Origin of the sequence: Aeromonas sp. NJAU223 (assembly GCF_051125555.1) — a bacterium.
Lineage (GTDB): Bacteria > Pseudomonadota > Gammaproteobacteria > Enterobacterales > Aeromonadaceae > Aeromonas > Aeromonas veronii_G.
In genome coordinates this window covers 2,363,207-2,385,542 of record NZ_CP144204.1, presented here as the reverse complement: position 1 = coordinate 2,385,542, position 22,336 = coordinate 2,363,207, and the positions used below count along the sequence as shown (strand labels likewise).

Below are 22,336 nucleotides of genomic sequence, written 5' to 3'. Positions count from 1 at the left end.
TCATGAGCCGGGGCTCGCTAGGATAGCGGCCTGCTGACTCATTCAGGTTCCTGGCTAGCGCCGGGCGCCGCAATCACACGAGGTCTATGGATGGAATTGGAACTGTATACCCTGCTCGCCCTGTTCGGGGTGGCCCTTGTCGCCGGTTTTATCGATGCCATCGCCGGGGGCGGGGGCTTGTTGACGGTGCCGGCCCTGCTGGCCACCGGCATGCCGCCAGCCCTGGTACTCGGCACCAACAAGTTGCAGAGCAGCTTCGGATCCTTCTCCGCCACCTGGTTCTATGCCCGCCGCGGCCTGCTGGAGTGGTCCATCATCTGGCCCGCGGTGATCTGCACCTTCATCGGCGCGGCGCTCGGCACCCTGGCGGTGCAGACCATAGACGCGGCCATCCTGGAGCGGTTGCTGCCCTTCCTGCTGGTGGCCTTTGCCTGCTATTTCTACTTCTCCCCCCGGGTGAGCGATGCCGAGAGCCAGCGCCGCCTCAGCCCCATGCTGTTTGCGTTGCTGGTGGGGGGCGGGGTCGGTTTCTACGACGGTTTCTTCGGGCCGGGTACGGGGTCGTTCTTTGCCATCGGTTTCGTGGCGTTGGCGGGGTTTGGCATGGCGCGGGCCACGGCCCACACCAAGCTGCTGAATTTCACCTCCAACATCGCCTCCCTGCTGTTCTTCACCCTGGGGGGCAAGGTGGTGTGGAGCGTGGGGCTCTGCATGGCCCTCGGCCAGTTCATCGGCGCCCGGCTCGGCTCCCGGCTGGTGCTGAAAAAAGGGGTGAAGCTGATTAAACCGCTGCTGGTCACCGTCTCCTTGCTGATGTCTGCCAAGTTGGTGTGGAGCCAGTATCCCGAACTGTTTTCCTGGCTTCACTGAGCATTATCTGCGGCCGGGCTGCGGCGCTTCATCGAGCCCGGCGAAGTGCCCCTTGATGGCTGCCACCAGGCGGGCGATGCGGGATCGCTTCAAGCTGTTGGGGCGATAGACCAGGTGAAGGGGACGCCCCAACCCCGGCAGGGGGCGGGCCTGTACGCCTTGCTCTCCGACCAGGGCCAGCAGGCCGGCGGGTAGCAGCACCGGGCCTATGCCCACCTTGGCGAGTTCAATCAACGCCAGATAGGAGTCGAGCTCCATGGCGGGCTCGAACCCTTGCGCCGCCAGTGGCTCGCGCAGATAGCGGTTGGAGGGGTTGTCCAGATCCATGGTCAGGATCTTGCGCATCTCCCCCTGATCACCCAATTCCGCTTCCTGTTGATCTCCACCCACCAGATAGAAGGGCTCCGTCAGCAGGAGTTCGGCGCACAGGCCGTGCCCGGGCGGCAGTCTGCCTGCACAGATGCCGAGCAGGGCGTCGCCGCCGCGGACCCGGGCCAGGATCACCGGAGTGTGGTGGGTGGAAAGGGCGAGGTGGGGATCCTGTCCGAGATAGTCGTGCATGAAGCGGGCGAGATAGCCCGCCAGCAGCGTCTCCGAGCAGGCGACGGGCAGGGGGCTGCCATCGGTGAGGATCTGGCTGTCCGCCAGCACCCCCTTCATCTCGGCCAGGCTCGGTGCCACCCGGGCCAGCAGCTCGCGGGCCTGGGGGGTGAGCCGGATCTGGCGCCCGTCCGGCTCGATCAATTTCTTGCCAAGGCGCAGCTCCAGCTGATTGATGCGCTTGCTCACCGCCGACTGGCTGATATAGAGGCGGCTGGCCACCTTGGCCATGGTCCCCTCGCTCGCCAGCAGGCAGAGTGTCTCCAGCCCTTCCAGTAACATGTCGCCTCCCGGCCTCTTGGTTGGAAGTCGCTACCTTAGGGGCTGGCGGGATCAGGGGCAAGTACCGTTTGCAGCCCTCGATAGCGGCCAGCGCCACGCCTTGACGGGAGGGGCGAAGATCACCAGGTTGCCGATGAGGCTGACCACCACCCCGACGATGGAGACCGTCTGCCAGACGAACCCCTCGTACAAGGTCGATAGGCTCAGCGCCACCAGGGGGAAGAGCACGGTGGCATAGGCCGCCTTGCTGGCCCCGATGCGCCCCACCAGGGTGAGATAGGCGGTAAAGGCGATGACGGAGCCGAAGATGGCCAGGTAGATCATGGCTGCGACATAACGGGGCTCGGTGGGCAGGGTCAGGGACTGACCGAGCAGGGCGACCCAACCGAGCAGGAGCAGCACCCCGTAGACCATGCCCCAGGGCACCATCTGCAGCACCTGGTAGCCCTGGCGCTGACCCCGGGCCGACACCAGGTTGCCGAGCGAGAAACAGAGGGTGCCGGCGCAGGCGAACAGCAATCCCTTCCAGCCATTGGCACCGAGCTGGGCATCCGCCAGCACCGGCCAGAACAGGAGCAGGGTGCCGAGCAGTCCCAATACGGAGCCCTGCAGCCAGCGCAAGCCGGGGCGCTTGCCCTCGAACAGCCAGAGGTTGAGGCCGTTGAAGATGCTGGCACTGGCGAAGATCACCGCCGACAGGCCGCTCGGGATGTAGAGGGTGGCGTGGTAGAAGCAGAGGAAGTTGGTGGAGAACAGCAGGGCGCCGAGCAGGGCGGCATAACGCTGCCCCTGCCAGGGCAGACATGGGAACCGGCCGGTGATCGTGAGCAGGGCAAACAGCGCCAGCGCCGCCAGGGCGAAGCGATAGAGCACGGACACCTCGATGGGGATGGGGCCGAGCTGCCAGGCGATGGCAATCCAGGTGCTGCCCCAGATGAGGACGGTGGAAATATAGAGCAAGAGGTTCATGGGGTTTTCCGCGGATCAAGATGACAGGATCCCAGCATGGGTCCGGTGCGCAACGCTGGCTTACAGCATCTTGCGGTTTTTTGCCGCCAGGGGCAGCGCCCGGGCAGGGCCCACGATAAGATGAGGACAAAGGCGAATATGGGCCCACGGGAGAGTGGGCCAACCTAGCGCGGCCAACGAGGAGAACCGAGGTGCAACAGGCAATGCAGCCAATGATGCCGCCCATCAGACAGGCGGGGGTATTCGATGCCCTGGTCAGCACGGGGGCGCGGCTGGAGAACGCCTGCTGGCTGGAACCCGGGCTAGGCCTCGCCAGTTGGTGCAACCGCTACGATCAGACCCGCTATCACAAGCCCGGTCATCACACCATCAGCGTCTATCTGCAGGGGGGCGAGCAGACCGAGCGCCTCGATGGCCCTGGCGGCCACGGCGGAACCGGCAAGGTGTGCATCATGCCGGATCACCACAGATCCGAGTGGCTGGTGCGCGAAGAGTTTCGCTTCTTCCACCTCTATTTCAGTCCGGCCCACCTTGCTCGCATCGCCGAGGAGGCTTGCGACAAGGAGGGACGGCACCTGCTGCTGGAAGACAAGACCTTCATCGAGGATCCCCTGGCCGCGGCCCTGGTGCAACAGCAGTTGATGGGGCTGGACTGGCAGATGGACGGGGATCGCATGGCGCTCTCCCACGGCGCCTGGATGCTGATGCTCCATGCCTATCGCCACCACACCAGTGAGGCGCCGGCCCTGCCGCTGGTGCGTGGCGGGCTGGCACCCGTGACCATCCGGCGGGTGCAGGAGTACCTGCTGGCCCACCTGGCGGATCCCGTCACCTTGAGCGATCTCGCCCGGGAGGCGGGTCTGAGCGAATATCATTTCGCCCGCATGTTTGGCCAGAGCCTTGGCTGTCCGCCTCATCGCTATCTGCTGGGGCTGCGTTTGCAGCGAGCCAAGCAGTTGCTGGCGGGGCCCGAGTCCCTGGCCGGGATCGCCGCCCTGTGCGGTTTCTCCTCCCAGGCACACCTTGGCAACCGCTTCAAGGAGGCCTTCGGCCTGAGCCCGGGCCAGTGGCGTGGCCAGCTGTCATCTGGCTGTCACGGTTGAGGGGCACACTGCGAAGCCATGGCGGCGGTTGGCTGCCCTTGTCTCAAACGGAGTGCCCATTGAATCATCGCAAACGTCAGACCCGTACCCGCCACCTCTGGTTCAGCCACTGGAATGGCCCCAAGATCCGCCTCTGTGCCCCTGCCGCCCCCGAACCCCTCGTGCCTCACAGTTCCCGCTGAAAATCGTCGCAACCCGGTAGGTTTTTGCAGGCAACTTTGCCACTATGGCTCCATGTATATGGATCTGGTGTGGCTGAATGTTTCTGGAACGTATTGAAGTCAAAGGTTTTCGTGGCATAAACCGGCTCTCGCTCGGGCTGGATCACACCACGGTGCTCATCGGCGAGAACGCCTGGGGCAAGTCCAGCCTGCTGCGTGCCCTCTGGTGCCTGCTGGGGGATGCCGAGCCCTATCAATTCACCGCGGATGACTTCCATCAGCCGGAAGATCCTGAGCTGGCCGCCTCCCGCACCCTGCAACTGGTGCTCACCTTTTGTGAATACCGTCCCCAGATGTGCCAGCACTCCCTCCGTTTGGCTCGCCTCGGTGCGGCCTGGATCCCCCACAAGGACAAGTTCCACCGGGTTCACTACCGGGCCAGCGCCGAGTTGCAAGATGACGGCAGCGTGCTGACGATTCACGATTTTCTCGATGGCATCGGCAAGAGCCTGGAGGTAGAGAACAACGACGATCTGGTGCAACTGCTCATCACCATGAACCCGGTGTTCCGCCTGCGGGATGCCCGCACCGCGCGGGATGGCATCGAGACCCTGCCCTGGGGAGATCTCAGTACCCAGCGGCTGGGAGATCTCTCCGGCAAGCTGACGGACGAACCCCAGCGCATCGGCGAACCCGAGTTGAAAGAGGCGTTGGAGGCGGTGCGTCAGCTGATGGATCACTACTTCCGCGCCCTGGCCCCCATCAAGCACAAGCCGCGCAGCCAGCGGGAGATCGTCAATCGCCCCATGACCCTGCGCAACCCCGGCAACCTGCAGGTGCTGCTGCGCAGTGCGGACAACCGGGCGCTGCAACTGGCCATGGCGGGGATGGCGGCCATGCTGCTCAATGCCCGTGGCAACCGGGAGCTGGAGGAAGGGGCCAGACCCATCATGATACTGGAAGATCCGGAGAGCCGGCTGCACCCCACCATGCTGGCCCTGGCCTGGGGGCTGCTGGAGCAGTTGCCGGGGCAGAAGCTGCTCACCACCAACTCGGGGGACTTGCTGTCGTCACTGCCGCTCAATCAGGTGCGCCGGCTGGTACGGCGCCAGCAGGATATCCTCTGCCAGCAGCTTGGTGGCGAGCGCTACAGCAGCGACGATCTGCGCAAGATAGCGTTTCACGTGCGCATCAACAGGCCCATGTCCCTGTTCGCGCGCTGCTGGTTGCTGGTGGAAGGGGAGACCGAGATCTGGCTGCTCTCCGAGCTGGCCCAGATCTGCGGTTATAGCCTGCGGGCCGAGGGGGTGCGGATCATCGAGTTTGCCCAGTGCGGCCAGGCGCCCCTTATCAAGGTGGCCCGGGACTTTGGCATCGAGTGGCACCTGCTCACCGACGGCGACGAGGCGGGGGTCAAGTACGCGAGCTCCGCCCGTGCCCTGCTCAAGGGGGAGCGCGAGCGCGATCGGGTGACCCAGTTGCCGGCGGCGGACATCGAGCACTACCTCTACCAGAACGGTTTTGAATCCGTGTTCCGGCGTGAAGCCGGGGTCGGGGGGCGCTCGACCATGAGCCCTTCTCGCATCATCACCAAGGCCATCCATCATCGCAGCAAGCCCGGCATGGCGCTGGCAGTGGTGGAGGAGGCAGAGCGCCTCGGCAGTGATCGCATTCCCCCGGTGATCAAGCAGATGTTTGGACGGGTGGTGGCGCTGGCTCGCGGCCAGGGCTGATCGGTGCGGATCGTCGGCCGTTGGGGAAGGGGGCGAGTTTGGGTATACTCGCCCCCTTCTATATGAAGCCGCGCACCTATGGTTGGCGCGCGTCACGCCTACTTTTTGTCTGTTGCTGGAGACCCTATGTTCGTCCAACTCCCTTCCTGGCTCTTCCCCCTGACCGGCCTGATGGCGCTGGGGGCCCTGATCGCCCTCGCGCTGGTGCTCTGGCGCGGCGATCTCTGTCCGGGACAGCGTTCGCGGATCACCACCCAGCTCTTCTCCGTCTGGGTCATTACCGGTCTCTCCCTGATGCTGGCCATCGAAGCCGGGATGAGCGGCTGGCTTATCTGGAGCGGGGGGGCAGCCCTGGTGCTGGGAATTGTCCTGTCGCTGGTCCAGTCCCGCCTCGAGGGTAAACGCGCCATTCCCGCCACCCTGCTGTGGCTGCCGCCCCTGCCGCTGGCCCTCTATGGCACAGGCTTGCTGCAACTGCAGGGATGGGTGAACGGCTTGCTGCAGATGGTGCTGCTGGGATCGGCGTTTGCCCACCTGATGTTGCTGCGGGCCCGTCACCGCTTGCAGGCGTTCAATGTCCTGCTGCCGGTGGCCGGTCTGGTGGCGGCCATCGCCAGCCTGCTCTGGTTCGTCGCCCTGATGATGATGGCGGAGCCTGCCACTCAGGTGCTGAGCGCCCTGCAACCCTGGGTGCTGACCCAGGCCGCGCTGCTGATCGCCGCCTTGCTGCTCTGGTTCACCCCCCTCTATCGACAGCAGGAGACGGCCCCCGTGGTGCTCTCCGTGACGCTCTGCGGTCTGCTGATCGCCGAAATCGCCGCAAGTGGCGCATTGCAGCAGTTGTCTCTGCCTTGAAAGAGAAAATCGGTTATGGTGTGGGTTCACAACAAGACAAGCAGGGGTGAGATGGGGATGAATACGGACTGGGTCAGTCGTATCACGGGGGGATTGTTGCTCCTGGCTGTCAGTGGGGGTGTCCAGGCGTCGGCGCGGGATATCAAGGAAGCGGACAAGCTGGCGGACGATCCCACCAAGGTGGTGACCCAGCTGGGGGCCAGTTACACCGATGAGTTCAAGGTGTCGGGTTCCATCGGGATGGGGCCGGTCAGCAAGCTCAACGCCTCCATCAACAAGGATGGCAGCGAGTGGCGGCTGGGGGGCTCCTGGCTCTCCGATATCGGCATCTTCAACTTCAACTTCCGCAAGAAGCAGTTTGATCATGATGCGGAGCAGACCAGCTACAGTCTCGGCACCTTCATTCCCCTGAGTGCCTTCGGCTTTGCCCCCGCGGGCTGGCAGATCTTCCCCATGGCGGGGGTCAGCTACAACGACGGGGACATCGCCTGCGAAGTCGGCACCCAGGGCTGTGGCTCGGTGGACATCGATACCGGCTCGGAGTTCGTCTTGATGCCCAATACCAGCAAGGGGGGATATCTTGGCGTCTTCACCCTCAAGCCGCTCTCGCCCAAGTGGACCTTCATTGCCTTCGGGACGGGGTCTATGGGGTCGAACGATTATCATGGCTACTTTGCCGGTCTCGGCATGGGCTACAAGATCACCAAGCGTCAGTCCATCAGCACCTATGCCTATGCGTCGGACAACAATTATGGGAATGATCAGCAACTGGGGATCGCCTATCGCTATCAGCTGAACTGATGGCCTGGACAGGGAATGTTGAGACGGACCTGCGGGTCCGTTTTTTGTTGTGAAAGGGGATGAACGAAGAGGTGGCGGCGTTAACTGCATAAAAACAAAGCGGTTTGTCCGGCAAAGCAGCAAATAGCGGCGGCTTAGTACACACACTCAACTTTTTCAAGATTTTTGCTTGCAATATTTGGGATGGAGCCTATTATTGGCCACCTCGGACGCGGGGTGGAGCAGCTCGGTAGCTCGTCGGGCTCATAACCCGAAGGTCGTCGGTTCAAATCCGGCCCCCGCAACCAACTCTTTACCGGCATGGCAGGGGTGCAAGTCTCTGGGATGCTGCAATGACATCCACTGCTACTGCTCGGCAGTGTGATGGTGAAAGTGTCTGGCAACGGACAACAATTCGGACGCGGGGTGGAGCAGCTCGGTAGCTCGTCGGGCTCATAACCCGAAGGTCGTCGGTTCAAATCCGGCCCCCGCAACCAACTCTTTGCCGGCATGGCAGGGGCGCAAGTCTCTGGGATGCTGCAACGACATCGACTGCTACTGCTCGGCAGTGTGATGGTGAAAGTGTCTGGCAACAGACAACAATTCGGACGCGGGGTGGAGCAGCTCGGTAGCTCGTCGGGCTCATAACCCGAAGGTCGTCGGTTCAAATCCGGCCCCCGCAACCAACTCTTTGCCGGCATGGCAGGGGCGCAAGTCTCTGGGATGCTGCAACGACATCCACTGCTACTGCTCGGCAGTGTGATGGTGAAAACGTCTGGCAACGGACAACAATTCGGACGCGGGGTGGAGCAGCTCGGTAGCTCGTCGGGCTCATAACCCGAAGGTCGTCGGTTCAAATCCGGCCCCCGCAACCAACTCTTTGCCGGCATGGCAGGGGCGCAAGTCTCTGGGATGCTGCAACGACATCCACTGCTACTGCTCGGCAGTGTGATGGTGAAAATGTCTGGCAACGGACAACAATTCGGACGCGGGGTGGAGCAGCTCGGTAGCTCGTCGGGCTCATAACCCGAAGGTCGTCGGTTCAAATCCGGCCCCCGCAACCAACTCTTTGCCGGCATGGCAGGGGCGCAAGTCTCTGGGATGCTGCAACGACATCCACTGCTACTGCTCGGCAGTGTGATGGTGAAAACGTCTGGCAACGGACAACAATTCGGACGCGGGGTGGAGCAGCTCGGTAGCTCGTCGGGCTCATAACCCGAAGGTCGTCGGTTCAAATCCGGCCCCCGCAACCAACTTTCTATCTTCTCTTTCCCCCTTATCATTTCCCCTGACTATCCCCCTGATCTTGAACATTAATCTTCAAGAGACTGGTCGCTTCTGCCGTTTGTTCGGTATCATCCTGACTTCTGTCCATGGATGAGGCTTCCCCTTATGTTGCAACCCTTTCGTTATCTCCCTCCCAAGATAGAGCTGCAAGAGACCACCCTGTCCGAGGTGATGGCGAGTCAGTCCCCCATCAAGCTGCTGCTGATCGCCGAATCCGAGCGGGCGCGCTTGCTGGCCGAGCCTGCCTTTGCCGCGGTGGCGGCCCAGATAAGCCTGGGTCAGAAGGCACCCTATCGCCTGACTGATCAAGCCGGCTTGCAACTGGTGATCTTCCTCGATGCCGCCCCGCCGCGGGATCATCGTCTCTACAAGCAGGTGCGCGACTGGGTGGCACCTCTGGCAAGTCTCAACACCGAGCAACTGGCGCTGCACCTTGCCGGTTTTGACGATGAACATCGGGCACAACTGGCCGAGCTGGTGATCGCCGCCCTGCTCGCAGCCAATGTGGCACTGCCGACCCACAAGCAGCAAACCCATGCCCCGGTGAGCTATCAACGGCTGTCCGTGTCACCCACCTGTGAGCTGGATCTGAACCGGATCCTGGCGGAGGCCGAGGGCAACGCGCTGGCGCGCCACCTCGCCGTGCTGCCCGCCTCGGACTTGACCCCCAAACACTATCGCGCCCTGGCCCGGGAGCTCGCCAAGGCAGAAGGCTGGCAGTGGCAGGAGTATGATGAGGCGGAGCTGACTCGCCTCGGCGCCGGTGCCTTCCTGGCGGTGGCCAGGGGCTCGGCAGATGGCCAGGCCGCCATCGTGAAGCTCAGCTACTGCCCGACCAGTGCCGAGCGCCGCCTCGCCCTGGTGGGCAAGGGGATCTGCCATGATTCCGGCGGCTATAACCTGAAAGTCGGCGGCAGCATGTATGGCATGCACCTGGACATGGGGGGCAGCGCGGTAGCGCTCGGCACCCTGCTTGCCATCAGCCGCGCCAGGCTGCCCTATGAGGTGCATTGCTGGCTCGCCATCAGTGAAAACCATATAGGCCCGCTGGCTTACAAGCCTGGTGAAGTCGTCACTGCCATCGATGGCACCACCATAGAGGTGGTGGACACCGATGCCGAGGGGCGCATGGTGCTGGCGGATACCCTGGCCATGGCGGTTGGGGACAAGCCGGACTTGCTCATCGACTATGCCACCCTGACCGGTGCCTGCAAGCGGGCCCTTGGCAGCCATTACAGCGGTGCTTTTACCAATCGCCCCGCCTGGCTTGGCGAACTGATAAGCCTGGGTCAGCAAAGTGGCGAGCGGATCTGGCCCTTCCCGCTGGATGAGGATTATGACGACAACCTCGAGAGTGAATGGGCGGATCTGTTGCAGTGCGCCCCCGGCAGCTCGCCGGATCATATCGATGCCGCCCGCTTCCTCAGCCGTTTTGTGGGGGCACAGACGCCCTGGCTGCATCTGGACTTGAGCGGTTTTCGCAGCAAGGGGGGCAATGGCGTGGTCAGCAGCGAGGTGACGGGGTTCGGTGTCCGGCTGACTCTGGATCTGCTCGCGAGCCCGCTGCGTTGATCAACATGGGATGCGGGGACGCCGCGCCCCCTTTGGATACAAGCAAAGAGCCAAGCATTGAGGACAAGCGTGAAACAACCAAGTTATGACTGGGTATTGTTCGATCTGGACGAAACCCTGCTGGATTTCCCGGTGACCGAAGCCCTGGAGCGGACCCTGCAGATCTACGGAGTGGTGCCCAGTCCCGCCAAGATGGCGGAATATCAAGGGCTGAACCACAGACTCTGGCAGCAGTACAACAGTGGCGAGATAGACGCGACCCACCTGCAGCAGACCCGTTTCGCCCTGTTTGCCGAACAGGTGGATGTGGCCCCCATGGCCATGAACGATACCTTCCTGCAGCAGATCATCGCCCTCAGCACCCCCCTCGACGGGGTGACGGAGACCTTGGCGGCGCTGCAGGGACGGGTACGGATGGGGATCATCACCAATGGCTTCAGCCTGCCCCAGCGGGGTCGTCTCGACAAGCTTGGCTGGGGCGACAGGTTCGAGACATTGGTCATCTCCGATGAGGTGAAGGTGACCAAACCGGCTCCCGCCATCTTCCAGCTCGCTCTCGAGCGGATGGGGCGACCGGATCCTGCCCGGGTACTGATGGTGGGGGACAACCCCAAGACCGATATCGCCGGTGCCGCGGCCCAGGGGCTCGCCACCTGCTGGTACAATCCCGCGCGTCAGGATGCCTCCTGTGAGCCGACCCATGAAATCCATCACTTCGCTCACCTCGGTGCCATCGTATTGGGGCAGTGAGGCGGCGAGTGTATGAGAAAAGGTGCCATGATGGCGCTGGTATAAAAAAGGCAGCCCGAAGGCTGCCTTTTTGCATGAATGAGCGGCCCTAGCGAGCCAGACGGCCCAGCAGCCAGGCCTCCAGCAGGGCCACCCCTGGAGCCAGCACGGATTCGTCGAAGTCAAAGGCCGGATGGTGGTGGGGGGCTGCCAGGTTGGCCCCAAGGATGAGGTAGGCCGCCTGCCCGCCATTGCGTTGCACCCGTTCGATGAGAAAACCTGCATCTTCACTCGCCCCGAAACGGCGGCTGTGGATGGTCTTGAACGACAAGGCGTTGGCCAGCGGGACTATCTCCTCGAGCAGGGCCGGGCTGTTCTCGATGCCGATGGCTTCGCCCTGCTTGCGAATGAGGTAGGTGGTTCCCTGCATGGCGGCGGCGCCCGCCACGATCTGCTGCACCTGGCTGAACATGTAGTCATTGAGCGCAGGTGTCGCGCCGCGGGTTTCTCCCTGCAACAGGGCGTGGCCCGGGATCACGTTGCGACCGCTGCCGGCGTGGAGCTGACCGATGTTGATGCGGGTCATGCCATCGCGATGGCGGGGAATGCCGAGCATGGCCGTGGTGGCCATGCAGGCCGCCGCCAGCGCATTGCAGCCGGCGTTGGGCTCAAGCCCCGCGTGGGCGGCGCGTCCCATCAGCTCCACATCGAACTTGGTGGAGCAGAGGAAATCGGTGGGATTGACCACCAGTTCGCCACTCTCGGCATGAATACCGATGTGCAGGGCCAGCAGGGCATCCACGTCATCGAGCTGACCACCGGCGGCCAGGGCCTTGCCACCGCGACACCCCTCCTCGGCGGGCTGGAAGAACAGCTTGATCCGGCCATTGAGTGTCTCAGCCAGGCTTTTTATCCGCTCGGCCAGCACCAGACCGATGGCGGTGTGGCCGTCGTGGGCACAGGCGTGCATCCAGCCCGGGTTGCACGATTGCCACTCTCCCTGGCTCGGGCCATGACCGGGATCCTGCTGCTCTTCCACTTCCACGGCATCGATGTCGAATCGAAAACCCAGGGTGGGGCCGGGTCGGCCGCTGTCCCAGAGTCCCATCACCCCGGTGATCTCCTCGATACGGGCCAGCCAGTCGGGATCGGCGCCCTGACGAAGGGCTCGCGCCTTCTGGGCGGGGACGTCGATTTCCCGGCCCATGATGAGGTTGCTGGCCAGCAGCTGGTCGCCCAGCATGACGGAAAAACCGAGTTCAGAGAGGTGACGGGCGATGAGAGAGCTGGTTCGAAATTCACACCAGGCCGCTTCGGGCAAGCGATGAAGATCACGGCGCCAGCGGCGCAGAGCATCCTGAGTCATGGTACATCCTGCATGTCGAGTCCAGTGGACATTGTGAAGGGCAGGAGGGGCGGAGTAAATCCTGGTGACGGAATGCAACGAGGGGAGCCTGTGGCTCCCCTCGTGGGTGGTCTGGATGCTTGTGATTGAAAAATGGACGGCGATTGTCGATAAACATCGACTCCCATCCATATCTCACTCCAGATCATCAAAAGTGCAATCTTCTGTTCAACTAACCAGCATCCCGGAGATGCTGGTTCGCAACAGCAGGTCTGCGCTGGCTGATTGACCGACTCAGAGCTGACCCAGAGAGGGCAGAGAGACGGCAACCAGAGTGAAAAATACGGTAAAAACGGCGGTAACAACGAACTCAGTCATCATTTGTCTCCCTTGGTTGATGAGTAGTGGGACCAAGATACCATATTGGGGCGATAAAACAACGAAGGTTGTGGTTTTTGCGGTCTTTTTGTGTCGCGCAAGCTGAGAGTGGCATTTTTGTGTTTTTATGGCTTTTTTTTGAACCGCTGGCCTCTTGCTGGAGAGTGATATGGCTGTTTAATTTTATTTATCTAATAAAAACAATTAATTGTGTGTTTTTCCCGTAATTTTCATCAAGGGTTTTTATGGGTCTCATTTGGTTTTTATCAAGTTTTCATCGGCAATATTGCCACTGGCTGAGCCAGAAACTGTCATCCAGGTGATGTTGAGGTGTCTGGGCCACCTTTTTCCACCCATCAGCAAGTTATCTGTCAGAGAATGTCATAACGCCTGTCAGGAGAAGGGAATTACCCCGGTTGAGGGAGAGGCATCTTTCAATTTGGCGGGTGATTTACCATGAAGGAGGCGGGTCTGGCGTGCGTACATGCCTTTAATGGCACCTTGGCATGGCATTGCCGCATCATCTCCGAGCTTGTCAGTGGATACTGCCGACAGATGAGCAGAGCGTCATGGTGTCCAGGCTGGCAACAGGGAGAGCAAGGGGTGAAGGCATCAAGGTGCGCAGGCGCATCGCCGGGAGGAGTGGCAGGCGTCGTTGCAGCCCGGAAATCGCCGCCATAGTACGGCGGCAGCTGATATGGACAGCGTGCCAAACCGGGTTTGCGTGTCAGGGGCCTCGTACTCGCAGGAAGAGGCGCTAGTCAGTTCCCGCCATGGCCAGCAGCTGCTGGTTGACCCAGGCGGTGGCGCTCAGATAGAGGTAGCTGACCTTCTCCTCGCTCAAACCAAGGCGGGCCGTGCTGGCCATGATCCGCTGCCAATCCGCATTTTCGTAATCTTCGCAGAAGCTGAGATAGAACCCCAGATCCCCCTGGCGAGCCAGCAGGGCGGCGCGCACCTCGTCGGTGAGGGGGATGGAGTCTATCAGGGAGGCCAGCGGTTGCCCCATGAGCACGTCCTGCAAGGAGAGCAGACCGGTGAGAAAGGCTTGCTGTGCCTGCGGGGCCGGGGCATGGGTGTGGGCAAGCAACTCACAGAAACGGGCCCGGATCAGGGACATCTGATAGAGCTCGGCGCTCTTGTCATGGCCCGTGCTGGTGGCGGCGACCAGCGTCACGAAGCGTTTTAGCTGGGCGTGGCCGAGATGGTTGGCCGCCTGGCGAAAGGAGGTGATGGGCGGCGCCAGAGGCTTCAGATTGTTGACGTAATGGAGCAGCTTGAGGGAGAGGGAGGCATCCTGATCGAGCAGCCGCTCAATGTTGTTCAGATCTGGAGGGGTCTGATTGACCTCTTGCAGCAGCTGCACCACCACCAGTTGGTCCGGCGGCAGGGTGGCCTGCTGTACCAGCTGTGGCCGGCTGAAGAAGAACCCCTGGAACAGGGCGACGCCCAGCGCCTTCATCCGTTCGAACTCTTCCTCATCTTCCACCTTCTCGGCGAGATAGGTGAGGGGCATGTGGCGATGGGATTCTATGAACGACGCTATCGTTGCCAGTGGCGTGGCGCGCAAGTCGAACTTGATGATGTGGACATAGGGCAGGAAGCGCTCCCAGGCCGGTGAGAGGGTGAAGTCATCGAGCGCCAACCGATAGCCAAGTTGATGCAACTGAACCACCTTGGCCAGTAGGGCATCATCAGGAATGGCATCCTCAAGGATCTCGATCACCACCTTGCCTTGGGGCAGGCACTCGGCCAGCCCATCCAGCAACAAGGAGTGGGGGAAGTTGATAAAACAGGGGTGGCCGCCGAGCAACTGATCGATGTTCTGGTGCAGAAACTGCTCGACGACCAGTCTGGCCGTCGCCTGCTGGGACGAAATATGGGGAAACACATTATCCAGGCTGTCGCGAAACAGCAGCTCATAGGCGTGGGTATTAAGGTCACGGTCCAGAATGGGCTGCCTTGCAACATAGGAATACATAATTCTCTCCAGCATGGGCTCTGGCTAGATTCTATGGGCAAGCGGATCACTATGCCAGCGCCAAGCCGTGCCAAGGGACAGCAACTGGTAGAGTGATCGGCGAAAAACTCCTTGTCAGAAGAGATAGTTGAGTTGCAGACCGGCCAGCCAGGCATCCCCTTCCGAGGTGCCCTGGAAGGTGGAGGTCGTCTGGGGCACGCCGGGTTTGAGCTGCATGGTCTCGCTGACATCGACCTTCTTGCCATCGAGCAGGGTCAGGCCGAGATCCAGAGAGAGGTTTTTGTCGAGCTGATACCCGACGCCCGCGCTGTACCAGATCCGGTCAGAATCGGGAATGGAGATGGTGCGTCGATCGGCGGTCACCGGGCTGCGGTCATAGGCGATGCCGGAGCGCAGCTGCCACTTGGAATCCAGTCGATAGGTGAGGCCCAGGGCATAGCGCCAGCTGTCTTGCCAGTGCTCGTCCTTGATGTGCATGGTGCCATAGTGATCGAGCCCGGCCTCCAGTGTCACGAACTTGCTCCAGTTGGTCCAGTTGATGCTTGAATGCAGCGCCAATGCAGGGGTCAACTGATGGAACAGGGCCAGCTCGGCAGTGGCGGGCAGGGGCAGGTCCAGGCTGCCGGTATCGGTGAAGGTGTGTCCTTGCAGATCGGTGCCGACGGCGTCACCGGAGAGGGTCAGGTTGACGTCGTGACGGTAGGAGAGGCCGACACGGGTCGAGGATGAGAGCTCGAGCAGTGTCCCCAGATTCCAGCCCAGGGCCCAGCCATCGCCCTTGAGGTGCTTGGCAATCTTGTTGTTCGATGGGAAGGTGCCGCCCACTTCCCCTTCACCATGAATGGCGGAGAGCCCCGCGCCGACAGACCAGATAGGGTTGATGCGATAGGCCAGAGATGCCCCCAGATCCACCGTCTTGATGTCGGAAACATTGCCGAAATGGCCGGCGTTGTAGCTGTCCGGCATCTGGACGCCGAGGCCGTAATAGGAGGTGGCCGCCAGCCCTAGTCGCCATTGCTCGTTCAGGGGAACGATGAGGTAGGCATTGGGTACCCAGGCGTCCCCAGCGATGTCATGGGCTCCCGCGTCCAGGTTCATCGGTCCCGTGGCGGTCGGCACCCGGGTGGTGCCCTCGATGTTGACGTCGGGATGGATGTAGATGACGCCGCCGGAGAAGGCGGTGCGATCGAAGCGGGTCATGGCAGCCGCATTGCGCGACAGCACGCTGGCGTTGTCGGCGATGGCGGCTTCACCGGCAAAGGCGCGGCCCATCCCGGTGGCAGACTGCTCTGCCAGCTGGAAACCGGCGGCCTGGGCCTGGGCTGATGCCATCAGCAGGGCGAGAAGAGAGAGCTTCATGTTCGGGTGCATTGCTAGTCCTTGGGTGAACTTGGTGTTCATTCTGTTTTTTGGTTGGGGGCGGGATTTTATATGGTATGACCAGCAAGGCAACGGGGATGGAGGGCGTGGCGGCAAAACGGGATTAAATGCTGAGGGAGTGGGGGGTAACAGCTTGATAAAAAACGAAAAGCGTACAGCTGTTTGCTACAGCTGTACGCTCAATCGCGATCGTGGTACAAAAAAAGAGCGCCCGCAGGCGCTCTTCTAGAAATCCTGAAATCAGAATTTCATGTTGAACTGGGCAGAGGCCAGGAAGGCGTTGCCGTGGGAGGTGCCCTGCCAGCGCAGTGTGTCGGCGTGAGTACGCATACCTTCGTTCACGTCCACTTCCTTGCCATCCAGATAAGCCATGCCGAAATCGATGCTCATGTCTTGATCGATGTGGTAGGTGGCACCGGCGCTGTACCAGACGCGATCGGAGTCAGGAATGCTCAGGCTGCGGTATTCCGGCTCGATGGGGCTGTTGTCGTAGGCAAAGCCGATACGGGCTTCCCAAGCCGGGTTGACGTACCAGGTGCCGCCGATGGCGTAACGCATGGCGTCCTTGAACTTCTCGTCTTTTTGCAGGCAGACGCCGCCAGCGCAGCTGTTGCTGGTCGCCTTGAGCTCTTGGAAGGCGCTCCAGTCAGTCCAGTTGACGGAGTAGTGCACCGCGAACTGCTGGTTCAGACGGTGGTAGCCGGCGAATTCAGCCTGGGCCGGCAGATCCAGCTTCAGGTTGCCATCGACCACACGGTTGCCGGAGGTGGCACCCTGGAAGTCGCCATCAAAGCTTAGGTCTACCTGGGAGCGGTAGGTCAGCGCCAGACGGTTGCTGTCGTTGATCTCGTACAGGGTACCGACGTTCCAGCCAAAGCCCCAGGTATCACCCTTGAGGTGGGCCAGTTGGGAGTCAGCCTTGGCGCCAGGAATGGCAGCGGCCAGCGCACCGGCGTAGCGGTTCAGCTCGGCTTCTGCATAAACGGCGTTGATACCGGCACCGATGCTGAAGTTGGAGTTGATGCGATAGGCGATGTTGGGGTTGATGTTGAAGGTCAACAGTTCGGTATCACCGGCAAGCGCACCCGCGGCATAGGTCTTGGAGTATTCGGTGGAGAGACCGTAGTTGGAGAACAGGCCAATCCCCCAGGCCCACTGGTCATTCAGGGGCTGGATGAAGTAGGCCGCCGGTACGAAAGCATCCGGCGCGATATCGCTCTCGCTGGCCGGCACGGCACCGGCAATTTTACCTTCTACATCCACATCAGGCTTGATATAGGTGCCGGATACGGACACTGCCATCTTGTCGAAGGTGGTCATGGCAGCCGGGTTGCGGGCCAGTACGGATGCGTTATCCGCAACGGCTGCTTCCCCGGCGTAGGCGCGACCCAGGCCGGAGGCCGAGTGCTCGTTCAGCTGGAAGGCAGCCGCAAAGGTCTGGGTGCTGGCCAGGGTGACGGCCGCGGCGATCAGGCTTTTCTTGAAAAAGGCAGTAGTCATAGTGTTCTCTCTTGTAAGCAGATTTTATGTCGATATCACGGCTCTTTGTCCGCTATAAACGACAAGATCTGTTGTTATTTAAGCTTCTTCCCATTCACTTCTGGCGTGATTCTATGGATCTGGTAGGAGGTAAGAAATCAGACCAGTGACAGCAGAATACATAAAAGTTTCCATTGTGTTAATCATTTGTTTTAACTCGGCGTTTTATTAGTCAGATTTATCCATTATTGGGTAATAAATGGCCAATGCAGTTTCGTTTGTGTCACTCAAATAAATTCGTGGTTTTGTGACTTCACGCGGGAAATGGGCGGGGAATTGCGGTGATGTGGAGAGGAACAGGCAGACAAAGGGCTTGTCTGCCTGTGGGACTGACATCCCCAGGGGGGCGTCAGTCTGGGTTAAGTTCTGTTAAATCGACCAGTGCAGCCGGGACTCCAGTTGCTTGGCGACCGGGGCCAGGGGCTCCTGCATGTCGCCTATCAGCACCATGTTGGCGCCCTTGAGAGGCATGATCTCCCCTTTGAGCTGACCATCCTCAAAGTCAGGCTGGAGACTGAGGGGCACATGCTTGGGCACCAGGAACAAGGTGACAGGTCCCATCTTGCCCTGGATCACCATGTGCAGCGCCGGCCCCTGGTAAAAGGCGCAGTGATTCACATAGGTCACCTTCATCCCTTGCATGTCCATCAGGGTGGCGCCGTATTTCTCCATCTTGGCGTTGATGGTCTGCAGGCTGACCTTCTCGTCCACGCCCTTGATGAAGGGCTCTTCCCCATAGACATGGGCCATGGCCACCTGAGCGAGGGAGAGTTCGGCCGGGGCCGGGGTGGGCCAGCTCAGCCAGCGGGTGCTCATGCCAAGCAGGAACGCCACAGAGGCCGCCATGGCGAGACTGCGCCACTGGGGGCGTGCCACGGGCGGCGGCAGGGGCACCACGACTTCATCATCGGCTTCCATCGCTTGGCGTAGCAGGATGCGCTCGGCCAGGCCGGGCGGTACCTCCACCTCGAGGGCACGATGCAGATGCCGATCCAGCTGCTTCATCTCATCCAGGTGTTTGCGATTGGCCGGGGAGCCCTGGGCCGCGGTGAGGAACACAGGATCGGTGTCCGTCGGATGGGCAGTGGCCCGGCGGCGAAACTCAAGCTCATCCATTGTTGTGTCCTCTCTGTTGTGCTGCTGACTCCATGGCCTCTTTTATCTGGTTGCGAGCCCGAAACAGCCGGGTCATGACGGTGTTCTTGTTCAGGCCCAGCTGCTCGGCGATCTCCTCGCCGCTGAACCCCCCCAGCACCTGCAATAGCAGGGGCTCCTGATATTCGGCGGGCAGCCGGGCGATATGACGCCTGAGCCACTCGTTTTCCATCTCCTGCTCGTTGTGCAGGTTGCCCGGATCGCTCTGGGGGTGATCGTCGAGATCCACCAGATCGAACTGCTTGCGCTCAAAGCGCCTGGCGTTTTCCCGCCGCAATATGGTGATGAGCCAGGCCTTGGCGGCCTTGTCGTCGATCAGGGTGTCGATCGCCTTCCAGGCGCGCAGGAAGGTCTCTTGCACCAGGTCTTCGGCGACCTGCGGATCCCGGCACAGCCAGTAGGCATAGCGGTAGATGTCTGCGTGCAGGGCATGGACCAGAGCTTCATATTTGGTTTGTTTATCTGCCATACCTCCATAGACCGGTGTGGTCGAGGGATCCTTTCCTGCCCCCGCACTTTTTTTTCTGAAAAAACCAAACGCCATTGCTGGACTTCCTTTTATCTGAGGTGGCTTGCTGTGCATTCACTCATGAATACACGCCAGTTTCCTGAGGAGATAGGCTATCGCAAAAGTTTCTCTGGTGCACAATCCCTTGGCGAGCGCGGACCAGTGCAGCTGGACCGGCGTGCGGGAAACGTCGGCAAAACAGGCCCTGTCCAGTGCATCGAGCAAGGGAGCGATGACGGGATCCCGATGACAGGGCAGGCTGGACAGATGCAGGCAGGCTTTTCCCCAACGCAGTTCCCCCCAACCGAGCAGTGCCCACCTGGCCGAGTCCGGCTCTTGCCGGGCCAGCGCCCTTTGCAGGCGCCAGAATGCCAGCCAGCGCGTCCCATGCTGGCACAAGCCGCGCAGCAGCAGCGCCCCCAGTACCCAGAGCAGGCTCTCCCCAACAGGCGTGAGGGGGGGGCTTGCTTCCTCATCCACCGAGCCTTCGAATACCAGCGTCCTGGGCGGCAGGTTTGCATGGTCGATGCGTCCGCTCAGGGTATTGAACCAGGACAGCTCCACGGCGGGCAGCACGTAGCGGCCGGGCGCCTCGGCAATCAGAGCCTGGCGCCATTGATGCTCACTGCGCAGGGCCCCCTTGGCAAGGAAGCGCTCCTGCTGTTGCTCCCCATCTGGCCTCATCGTGAGGCCTGCTGGCAAGGGGGCCTGAGGCGGCAGCCTCATGCGGCTGCCATCCCCGCCCTCCATGACCAGAGTCAGGGTGCGGATCATCGGCTCGCCGGTCCGGGCGCCCGACGCCGGAGTGAACTGCTCGGTCAGCACCAGGCTGCTGGCCACCGGTTCCACCGGCGCCTTGTCTACCTTGATGAGGCGGGTGGCGGCCCTGGCGGAGAGGGCTTCGCTGCCACCGTATGACTGGGGCAGGCGTCCCTGGAAGCGGGGAGACTCGACAGGGTGCAGTCCCGCCTCCTTGGCCTGCAGCAGCCACTTGCGGGTCAGTGTGCCTGGCATGCCCGGGCTGGCAGGAGATTCCCACTGATCGTTGCCGAGGCGGCGAATGATGAAGTCCTCACCGACCGGTTCGCCGAGATTGGGGGCCTCCAGGTTGGCGGGCAGCCAGAGGCTGAGCTCATAGATGAAGGGCTGGCCGGGGTAGAGCGGCCCCTGGTGCGGGACGCTGGTGATCAGCTCAATGGGGGAGGCGGCGGGCCTCGCCTGTGAGTCCGGCGGCGGGCGACTGGTGAGCGGCAATGCGGGGGTTTGCTCGGCCCCCACCGTCAGAGGCGGGATCTGGTTTGCGTCACTCGCGACCCGGTGCAGGGGGATCTGCCAGCGGGTCAGGCGGGTGACCGGGGTGCTGACGCGGCTGATGCTGACCCGGCCCACGGCGAACTGGCGCAGCAGCGGGGTGAGCTTGAGCTCATCACTGCCCCGCTCGCCATCGGCCTCGATGACAAGCAGCCAGCTCCCCTCGCTCTGCCCTGGCAGCAACTGTGCCCGGGGAGGGGCGGCCTGCACTGGCATGGCGAATAAAACGAGCAACGTGGCGAGTCGCAAGAAGGGGGACAGGGGCCCGATGCCGGGTCTGAGCCATGAGAGGCGGGAGGCTGGCGTTGTCACCAGGGCTCCTCCACCTTGAGCAGGGGACGGCGCTGCGCCTCCTTTCGAAGCCGCTGCTCCAGCAAGATAACGGGGGGCGCAGGGGGGCGGGGGCGCTCCGGAGTGGCATCTTGCTCCCTAGTTTGCTCGGGAGTGCCGGCCTGGGAACGGGAAGCCGCCTGGGAGGATTGGGGGCGCAGCAGGGCCAGATTATGGATCGCGTCCTCATTGCGGGGATCCAGCGCCAGGGCGGCCAGGTAGGCCTGTTCGGCGCCGCTAAGGTTGCCCAGCTGCACCAGGGCATTGCCCCGGTTGTAGTGGGCGGTGGCACTGCTGGCACGGCCATAGGCCTTCGCCGCGCGCTCATAGTCCCCCGCTCTGTACCAGGCATTGCCCTGCCAGATGGCGTCCTCGAAGGTACGGGCGGCAGTCAGATAATCCCCGTGCTGATAAGCCTGCCAGGCTTCCCCCTCCTGCATCGACAGCGGCGGGGAGGCGGCGGGGAGCGCTGGTTTGGCGTACAGCGAGGGGGGGCTGGTCAGACCCAGCCCCAGGCCCAGCAAGAGCAGCCAGGCCGAACCGACGCGGGCCAGCAGCGCCAGCGGCAGCAGGGGGATCAGCAGCCAGGGGCCGAGATCCCGGGATTGTCCCTCACTCGGGGTCTGGGTCATGGGCAGGGGCGTAAAGCGCGGGGTGCCTGCCTGCAACCACTGCAGCGAGCCGCCGAGCTGGCTGGCAAGCCGGGTCATGGCATCCACATCGGGGGGAGGGAGGACGCGCCCGAGACGCAGGTTCAGCCCGGGTTCGCTGGCCGGAGGCAAGGGAGTGGCCTGGCCCCCGTTGGCCAGCAGGATATCGAGGCGGGGGCTGGCAGAGTCATGGCAGAAGAGACTGCCCTGACAGGGCCACTGGGCGGCGATGTGATCCATTTGGCGGGGAGATAGCCCGTCGGTGATGAGCAGGAGCCGCGCCTGCTGGCCGGCGGGGATCTGGGCGAGCGCCAGGGCGACGGCCCGCTCAGGGGCGCTGCCTTGCAGCGGCATGATGGACGGGCGAAGGTCCGGCAGCAACAGAGCGATGGCGTCATGGTCACGGCTCGGGGGCATGGCGAGGTAGGCATCGGCGGCATACAGAATGAGGGCGACCGGGTGCTGTCCACTCTGGGCCAGCATCTCTTGCAGCATCAACCTCACCCGGGTCGCCCGATCCGGCGCCAGATCCTGGGCCAGCATGGAATCGGAGAGATCCAGCAGCCAGATGTCGGTGGCAGGCTGGGTAACCGGTTGGCTTTGTTGGCGCAGGGCGGGGCCGGCGAGGGCCAGGATCAACGGCAGACAGGCCAGCCAGAGCCAGGGGCGAGAGCGGCCTTGCCGCGGCAGCAGATAGGCCGCCATGGCGGGGGCGAGCAGCGCGGCCTGATGGTTACGCCGCCAACCCTGCCAGAGCCAGGGCAGCAGTGCCAGCAGCCAGAGCGGGCGCAGCAGGATCAGCTCCATCACGACACTCC

Annotated in this window: 18 protein-coding genes and 6 tRNA genes; 14 read left to right on the top strand and 10 right to left on the bottom strand. The window is 62.2% G+C overall.

From position 1 onward, the window contains the following. Positions 1–90 precede the first annotated feature (90 nt). Positions 91–870, top strand: coding sequence for a TSUP family transporter (locus tag VZC39_RS10955; protein ID WP_349917821.1), 780 nt, complete (start codon positions 91–93; stop codon positions 868–870). 3 nt (positions 871–873) lie between these two features. Here the strand turns inward: VZC39_RS10955 and VZC39_RS10950 are convergent, their stop codons facing one another. Both VZC39_RS10950 and VZC39_RS10945 read right to left on the bottom strand, forming a co-directional pair. Continuing rightward, the gene (locus VZC39_RS10950; protein WP_434662433.1) at positions 874–1,752 is read right to left on the bottom strand and encodes a LysR family transcriptional regulator; all 879 of its coding nucleotides are present in this window, start codon (positions 1,750–1,752) and stop codon (positions 874–876) included. A gap of 51 nt (positions 1,753–1,803) precedes the next feature. Next, on the bottom strand, positions 1,804–2,721 hold the full coding sequence (locus VZC39_RS10945) for a DMT family transporter (RefSeq protein ID WP_434662430.1): 918 nt from the start codon (positions 2,719–2,721) through the stop codon (positions 1,804–1,806). Positions 2,722–2,936: 215 nt separating this feature from the next. Between VZC39_RS10945 and VZC39_RS10940 the strand changes: the two genes are divergently transcribed. The 13 genes from VZC39_RS10940 to yjjG all read left to right on the top strand — a co-directional run bounded on the left by VZC39_RS10940 (position 2,937) and on the right by yjjG (position 10,962). Beyond that, positions 2,937–3,824: a helix-turn-helix domain-containing protein gene (locus VZC39_RS10940; RefSeq protein WP_434668460.1), complete on the top strand. Its 888-nt coding sequence runs from the start codon at positions 2,937–2,939 to the stop codon at positions 3,822–3,824. Between the two features lie 59 nt (positions 3,825–3,883). Next, positions 3,884–4,006 carry a hypothetical protein gene (locus tag VZC39_RS10935; protein ID WP_349917814.1) on the top strand — a complete coding sequence of 41 codons (123 nt, stop codon included), beginning with the start codon at positions 3,884–3,886 and terminating at the stop codon, positions 4,004–4,006. A gap of 77 nt (positions 4,007–4,083) precedes the next feature. Continuing rightward, a complete protein-coding gene (locus VZC39_RS10930) occupies positions 4,084–5,718 on the top strand; it encodes an ATP-dependent endonuclease (RefSeq protein ID WP_434662427.1) in 1,635 nt (544 codons plus the stop codon). A gap of 126 nt (positions 5,719–5,844) precedes the next feature. Beyond that, entirely contained in the window at positions 5,845–6,573 is a 729-nt protein-coding gene (locus VZC39_RS10925) for a hypothetical protein (protein ID WP_434662424.1), read from the top strand. Between the two features lie 57 nt (positions 6,574–6,630). Beyond that, positions 6,631–7,374, top strand: a complete 744-nt coding sequence (locus tag VZC39_RS10920) for a hypothetical protein (RefSeq protein WP_349917807.1) — start codon at positions 6,631–6,633, stop codon at positions 7,372–7,374. A 210-nt stretch (positions 7,375–7,584) separates the two neighbouring features. Further along, positions 7,585–7,661 (top strand) — tRNA-Met (locus tag VZC39_RS10915). A 112-nt stretch (positions 7,662–7,773) separates the two neighbouring features. Then, positions 7,774–7,850: transfer RNA gene (locus VZC39_RS10910), tRNA-Met, on the top strand. A gap of 112 nt (positions 7,851–7,962) precedes the next feature. Further along, a tRNA-Met gene (locus tag VZC39_RS10905) sits at positions 7,963–8,039 on the top strand. 112 nt (positions 8,040–8,151) lie between these two features. Further along, a tRNA-Met gene (locus tag VZC39_RS10900) sits at positions 8,152–8,228 on the top strand. A gap of 112 nt (positions 8,229–8,340) precedes the next feature. Continuing rightward, positions 8,341–8,417, top strand: a tRNA-Met gene (locus VZC39_RS10895). A gap of 112 nt (positions 8,418–8,529) precedes the next feature. After that, positions 8,530–8,606, top strand: a tRNA-Met gene (locus tag VZC39_RS10890). Between the two features lie 139 nt (positions 8,607–8,745). After that, positions 8,746–10,212, top strand: coding sequence for a M17 family metallopeptidase (locus VZC39_RS10885; protein WP_434662422.1), 1,467 nt, complete (start codon positions 8,746–8,748; stop codon positions 10,210–10,212). Positions 10,213–10,281: 69 nt separating this feature from the next. Beyond that, positions 10,282–10,962, top strand: coding sequence for a pyrimidine 5'-nucleotidase (gene yjjG / locus VZC39_RS10880; protein ID WP_434662420.1), 681 nt, complete (start codon positions 10,282–10,284; stop codon positions 10,960–10,962). 88 nt (positions 10,963–11,050) lie between these two features. On the opposite strand, the gene VZC39_RS10875 is transcribed toward yjjG, so the two are convergent. The 8 genes from VZC39_RS10875 to VZC39_RS10840 all read right to left on the bottom strand — a co-directional run bounded on the left by VZC39_RS10875 (position 11,051) and on the right by VZC39_RS10840 (position 22,325). Then, positions 11,051–12,307 carry an amidohydrolase gene (locus VZC39_RS10875; RefSeq protein WP_434662417.1) on the bottom strand — a complete coding sequence of 419 codons (1,257 nt, stop codon included), beginning with the start codon at positions 12,305–12,307 and terminating at the stop codon, positions 11,051–11,053. A gap of 1,114 nt (positions 12,308–13,421) precedes the next feature. Then, complete coding sequence (locus VZC39_RS10870; protein ID WP_434662414.1) at positions 13,422–14,645, bottom strand: EAL and HDOD domain-containing protein; 1,224 nt, start codon at positions 14,643–14,645, stop codon at positions 13,422–13,424. A 114-nt stretch (positions 14,646–14,759) separates the two neighbouring features. Beyond that, complete coding sequence (locus VZC39_RS10865; RefSeq protein WP_434662411.1) at positions 14,760–16,016, bottom strand: outer membrane protein transport protein; 1,257 nt, start codon at positions 16,014–16,016, stop codon at positions 14,760–14,762. A gap of 249 nt (positions 16,017–16,265) precedes the next feature. Beyond that, entirely contained in the window at positions 16,266–17,525 is a 1,260-nt protein-coding gene (locus VZC39_RS10860) for an outer membrane protein transport protein (RefSeq protein WP_349917793.1), read from the bottom strand. A gap of 408 nt (positions 17,526–17,933) precedes the next feature. Further along, positions 17,934–18,680 carry a DUF3379 domain-containing protein gene (locus tag VZC39_RS10855; protein ID WP_349917791.1) on the bottom strand — a complete coding sequence of 249 codons (747 nt, stop codon included), beginning with the start codon at positions 18,678–18,680 and terminating at the stop codon, positions 17,934–17,936. Then, positions 18,673–19,263 carry a sigma-70 family RNA polymerase sigma factor gene (locus VZC39_RS10850; protein ID WP_349917788.1) on the bottom strand — a complete coding sequence of 197 codons (591 nt, stop codon included), beginning with the start codon at positions 19,261–19,263 and terminating at the stop codon, positions 18,673–18,675. Before VZC39_RS10850 ends, VZC39_RS10855 begins: the two co-directional genes overlap by 8 nt. Positions 19,264–19,302: 39 nt before the next feature. Next, positions 19,303–20,754, bottom strand: coding sequence for a hypothetical protein (locus VZC39_RS10845; RefSeq protein WP_434668458.1), 1,452 nt, complete (start codon positions 20,752–20,754; stop codon positions 19,303–19,305). Between the two features lie 92 nt (positions 20,755–20,846). After that, positions 20,847–22,325, bottom strand: coding sequence for a vWA domain-containing protein (locus tag VZC39_RS10840; protein ID WP_434662406.1), 1,479 nt, complete (start codon positions 22,323–22,325; stop codon positions 20,847–20,849). Between the last annotated feature and the right edge of the window lie 11 nt (positions 22,326–22,336).

What these genes read in the sequence shown, in the direction of transcription:
- VZC39_RS10940 (WP_434668460.1), top strand. Translation starts at nt 2,937, where the DNA reads ATGCCGCCCATCAGACAGGCGGGGGTATTCGATGCCCTGGTCAGCACG.
- VZC39_RS10860 (WP_349917793.1), bottom strand. Translation starts at nt 17,525, where the DNA reads ATGACTACTGCCTTTTTCAAGAAAAGCCTGATCGCCGCGGCCGTCACC.
- VZC39_RS10865 (WP_434662411.1), bottom strand. Translation starts at nt 16,016, where the DNA reads ATGCACCCGAACATGAAGCTCTCTCTTCTCGCCCTGCTGATGGCATCA.
- VZC39_RS10850 (WP_349917788.1), bottom strand. Translation starts at nt 19,263, where the DNA reads ATGGCGTTTGGTTTTTTCAGAAAAAAAAGTGCGGGGGCAGGAAAGGAT.
- VZC39_RS10930 (WP_434662427.1), top strand. Translation starts at nt 4,084, where the DNA reads ATGTTTCTGGAACGTATTGAAGTCAAAGGTTTTCGTGGCATAAACCGG.
- VZC39_RS10870 (WP_434662414.1), bottom strand. Translation starts at nt 14,645, where the DNA reads ATGTATTCCTATGTTGCAAGGCAGCCCATTCTGGACCGTGACCTTAAT.
- VZC39_RS10950 (WP_434662433.1), bottom strand. Translation starts at nt 1,752, where the DNA reads ATGTTACTGGAAGGGCTGGAGACACTCTGCCTGCTGGCGAGCGAGGGG.
- VZC39_RS10885 (WP_434662422.1), top strand. Translation starts at nt 8,746, where the DNA reads ATGTTGCAACCCTTTCGTTATCTCCCTCCCAAGATAGAGCTGCAAGAG.
- VZC39_RS10920 (WP_349917807.1), top strand. Translation starts at nt 6,631, where the DNA reads ATGAATACGGACTGGGTCAGTCGTATCACGGGGGGATTGTTGCTCCTG.
- VZC39_RS10845 (WP_434668458.1), bottom strand. Translation starts at nt 20,754, where the DNA reads ATGCCAGTGCAGGCCGCCCCTCCCCGGGCACAGTTGCTGCCAGGGCAG.
- VZC39_RS10955 (WP_349917821.1), top strand. Translation starts at nt 91, where the DNA reads ATGGAATTGGAACTGTATACCCTGCTCGCCCTGTTCGGGGTGGCCCTT.
- VZC39_RS10840 (WP_434662406.1), bottom strand. Translation starts at nt 22,325, where the DNA reads ATGGAGCTGATCCTGCTGCGCCCGCTCTGGCTGCTGGCACTGCTGCCC.
- VZC39_RS10855 (WP_349917791.1), bottom strand. Translation starts at nt 18,680, where the DNA reads ATGGATGAGCTTGAGTTTCGCCGCCGGGCCACTGCCCATCCGACGGAC.
- VZC39_RS10945 (WP_434662430.1), bottom strand. Translation starts at nt 2,721, where the DNA reads ATGAACCTCTTGCTCTATATTTCCACCGTCCTCATCTGGGGCAGCACC.
- VZC39_RS10925 (WP_434662424.1), top strand. Translation starts at nt 5,845, where the DNA reads ATGTTCGTCCAACTCCCTTCCTGGCTCTTCCCCCTGACCGGCCTGATG.
- VZC39_RS10875 (WP_434662417.1), bottom strand. Translation starts at nt 12,307, where the DNA reads ATGACTCAGGATGCTCTGCGCCGCTGGCGCCGTGATCTTCATCGCTTG.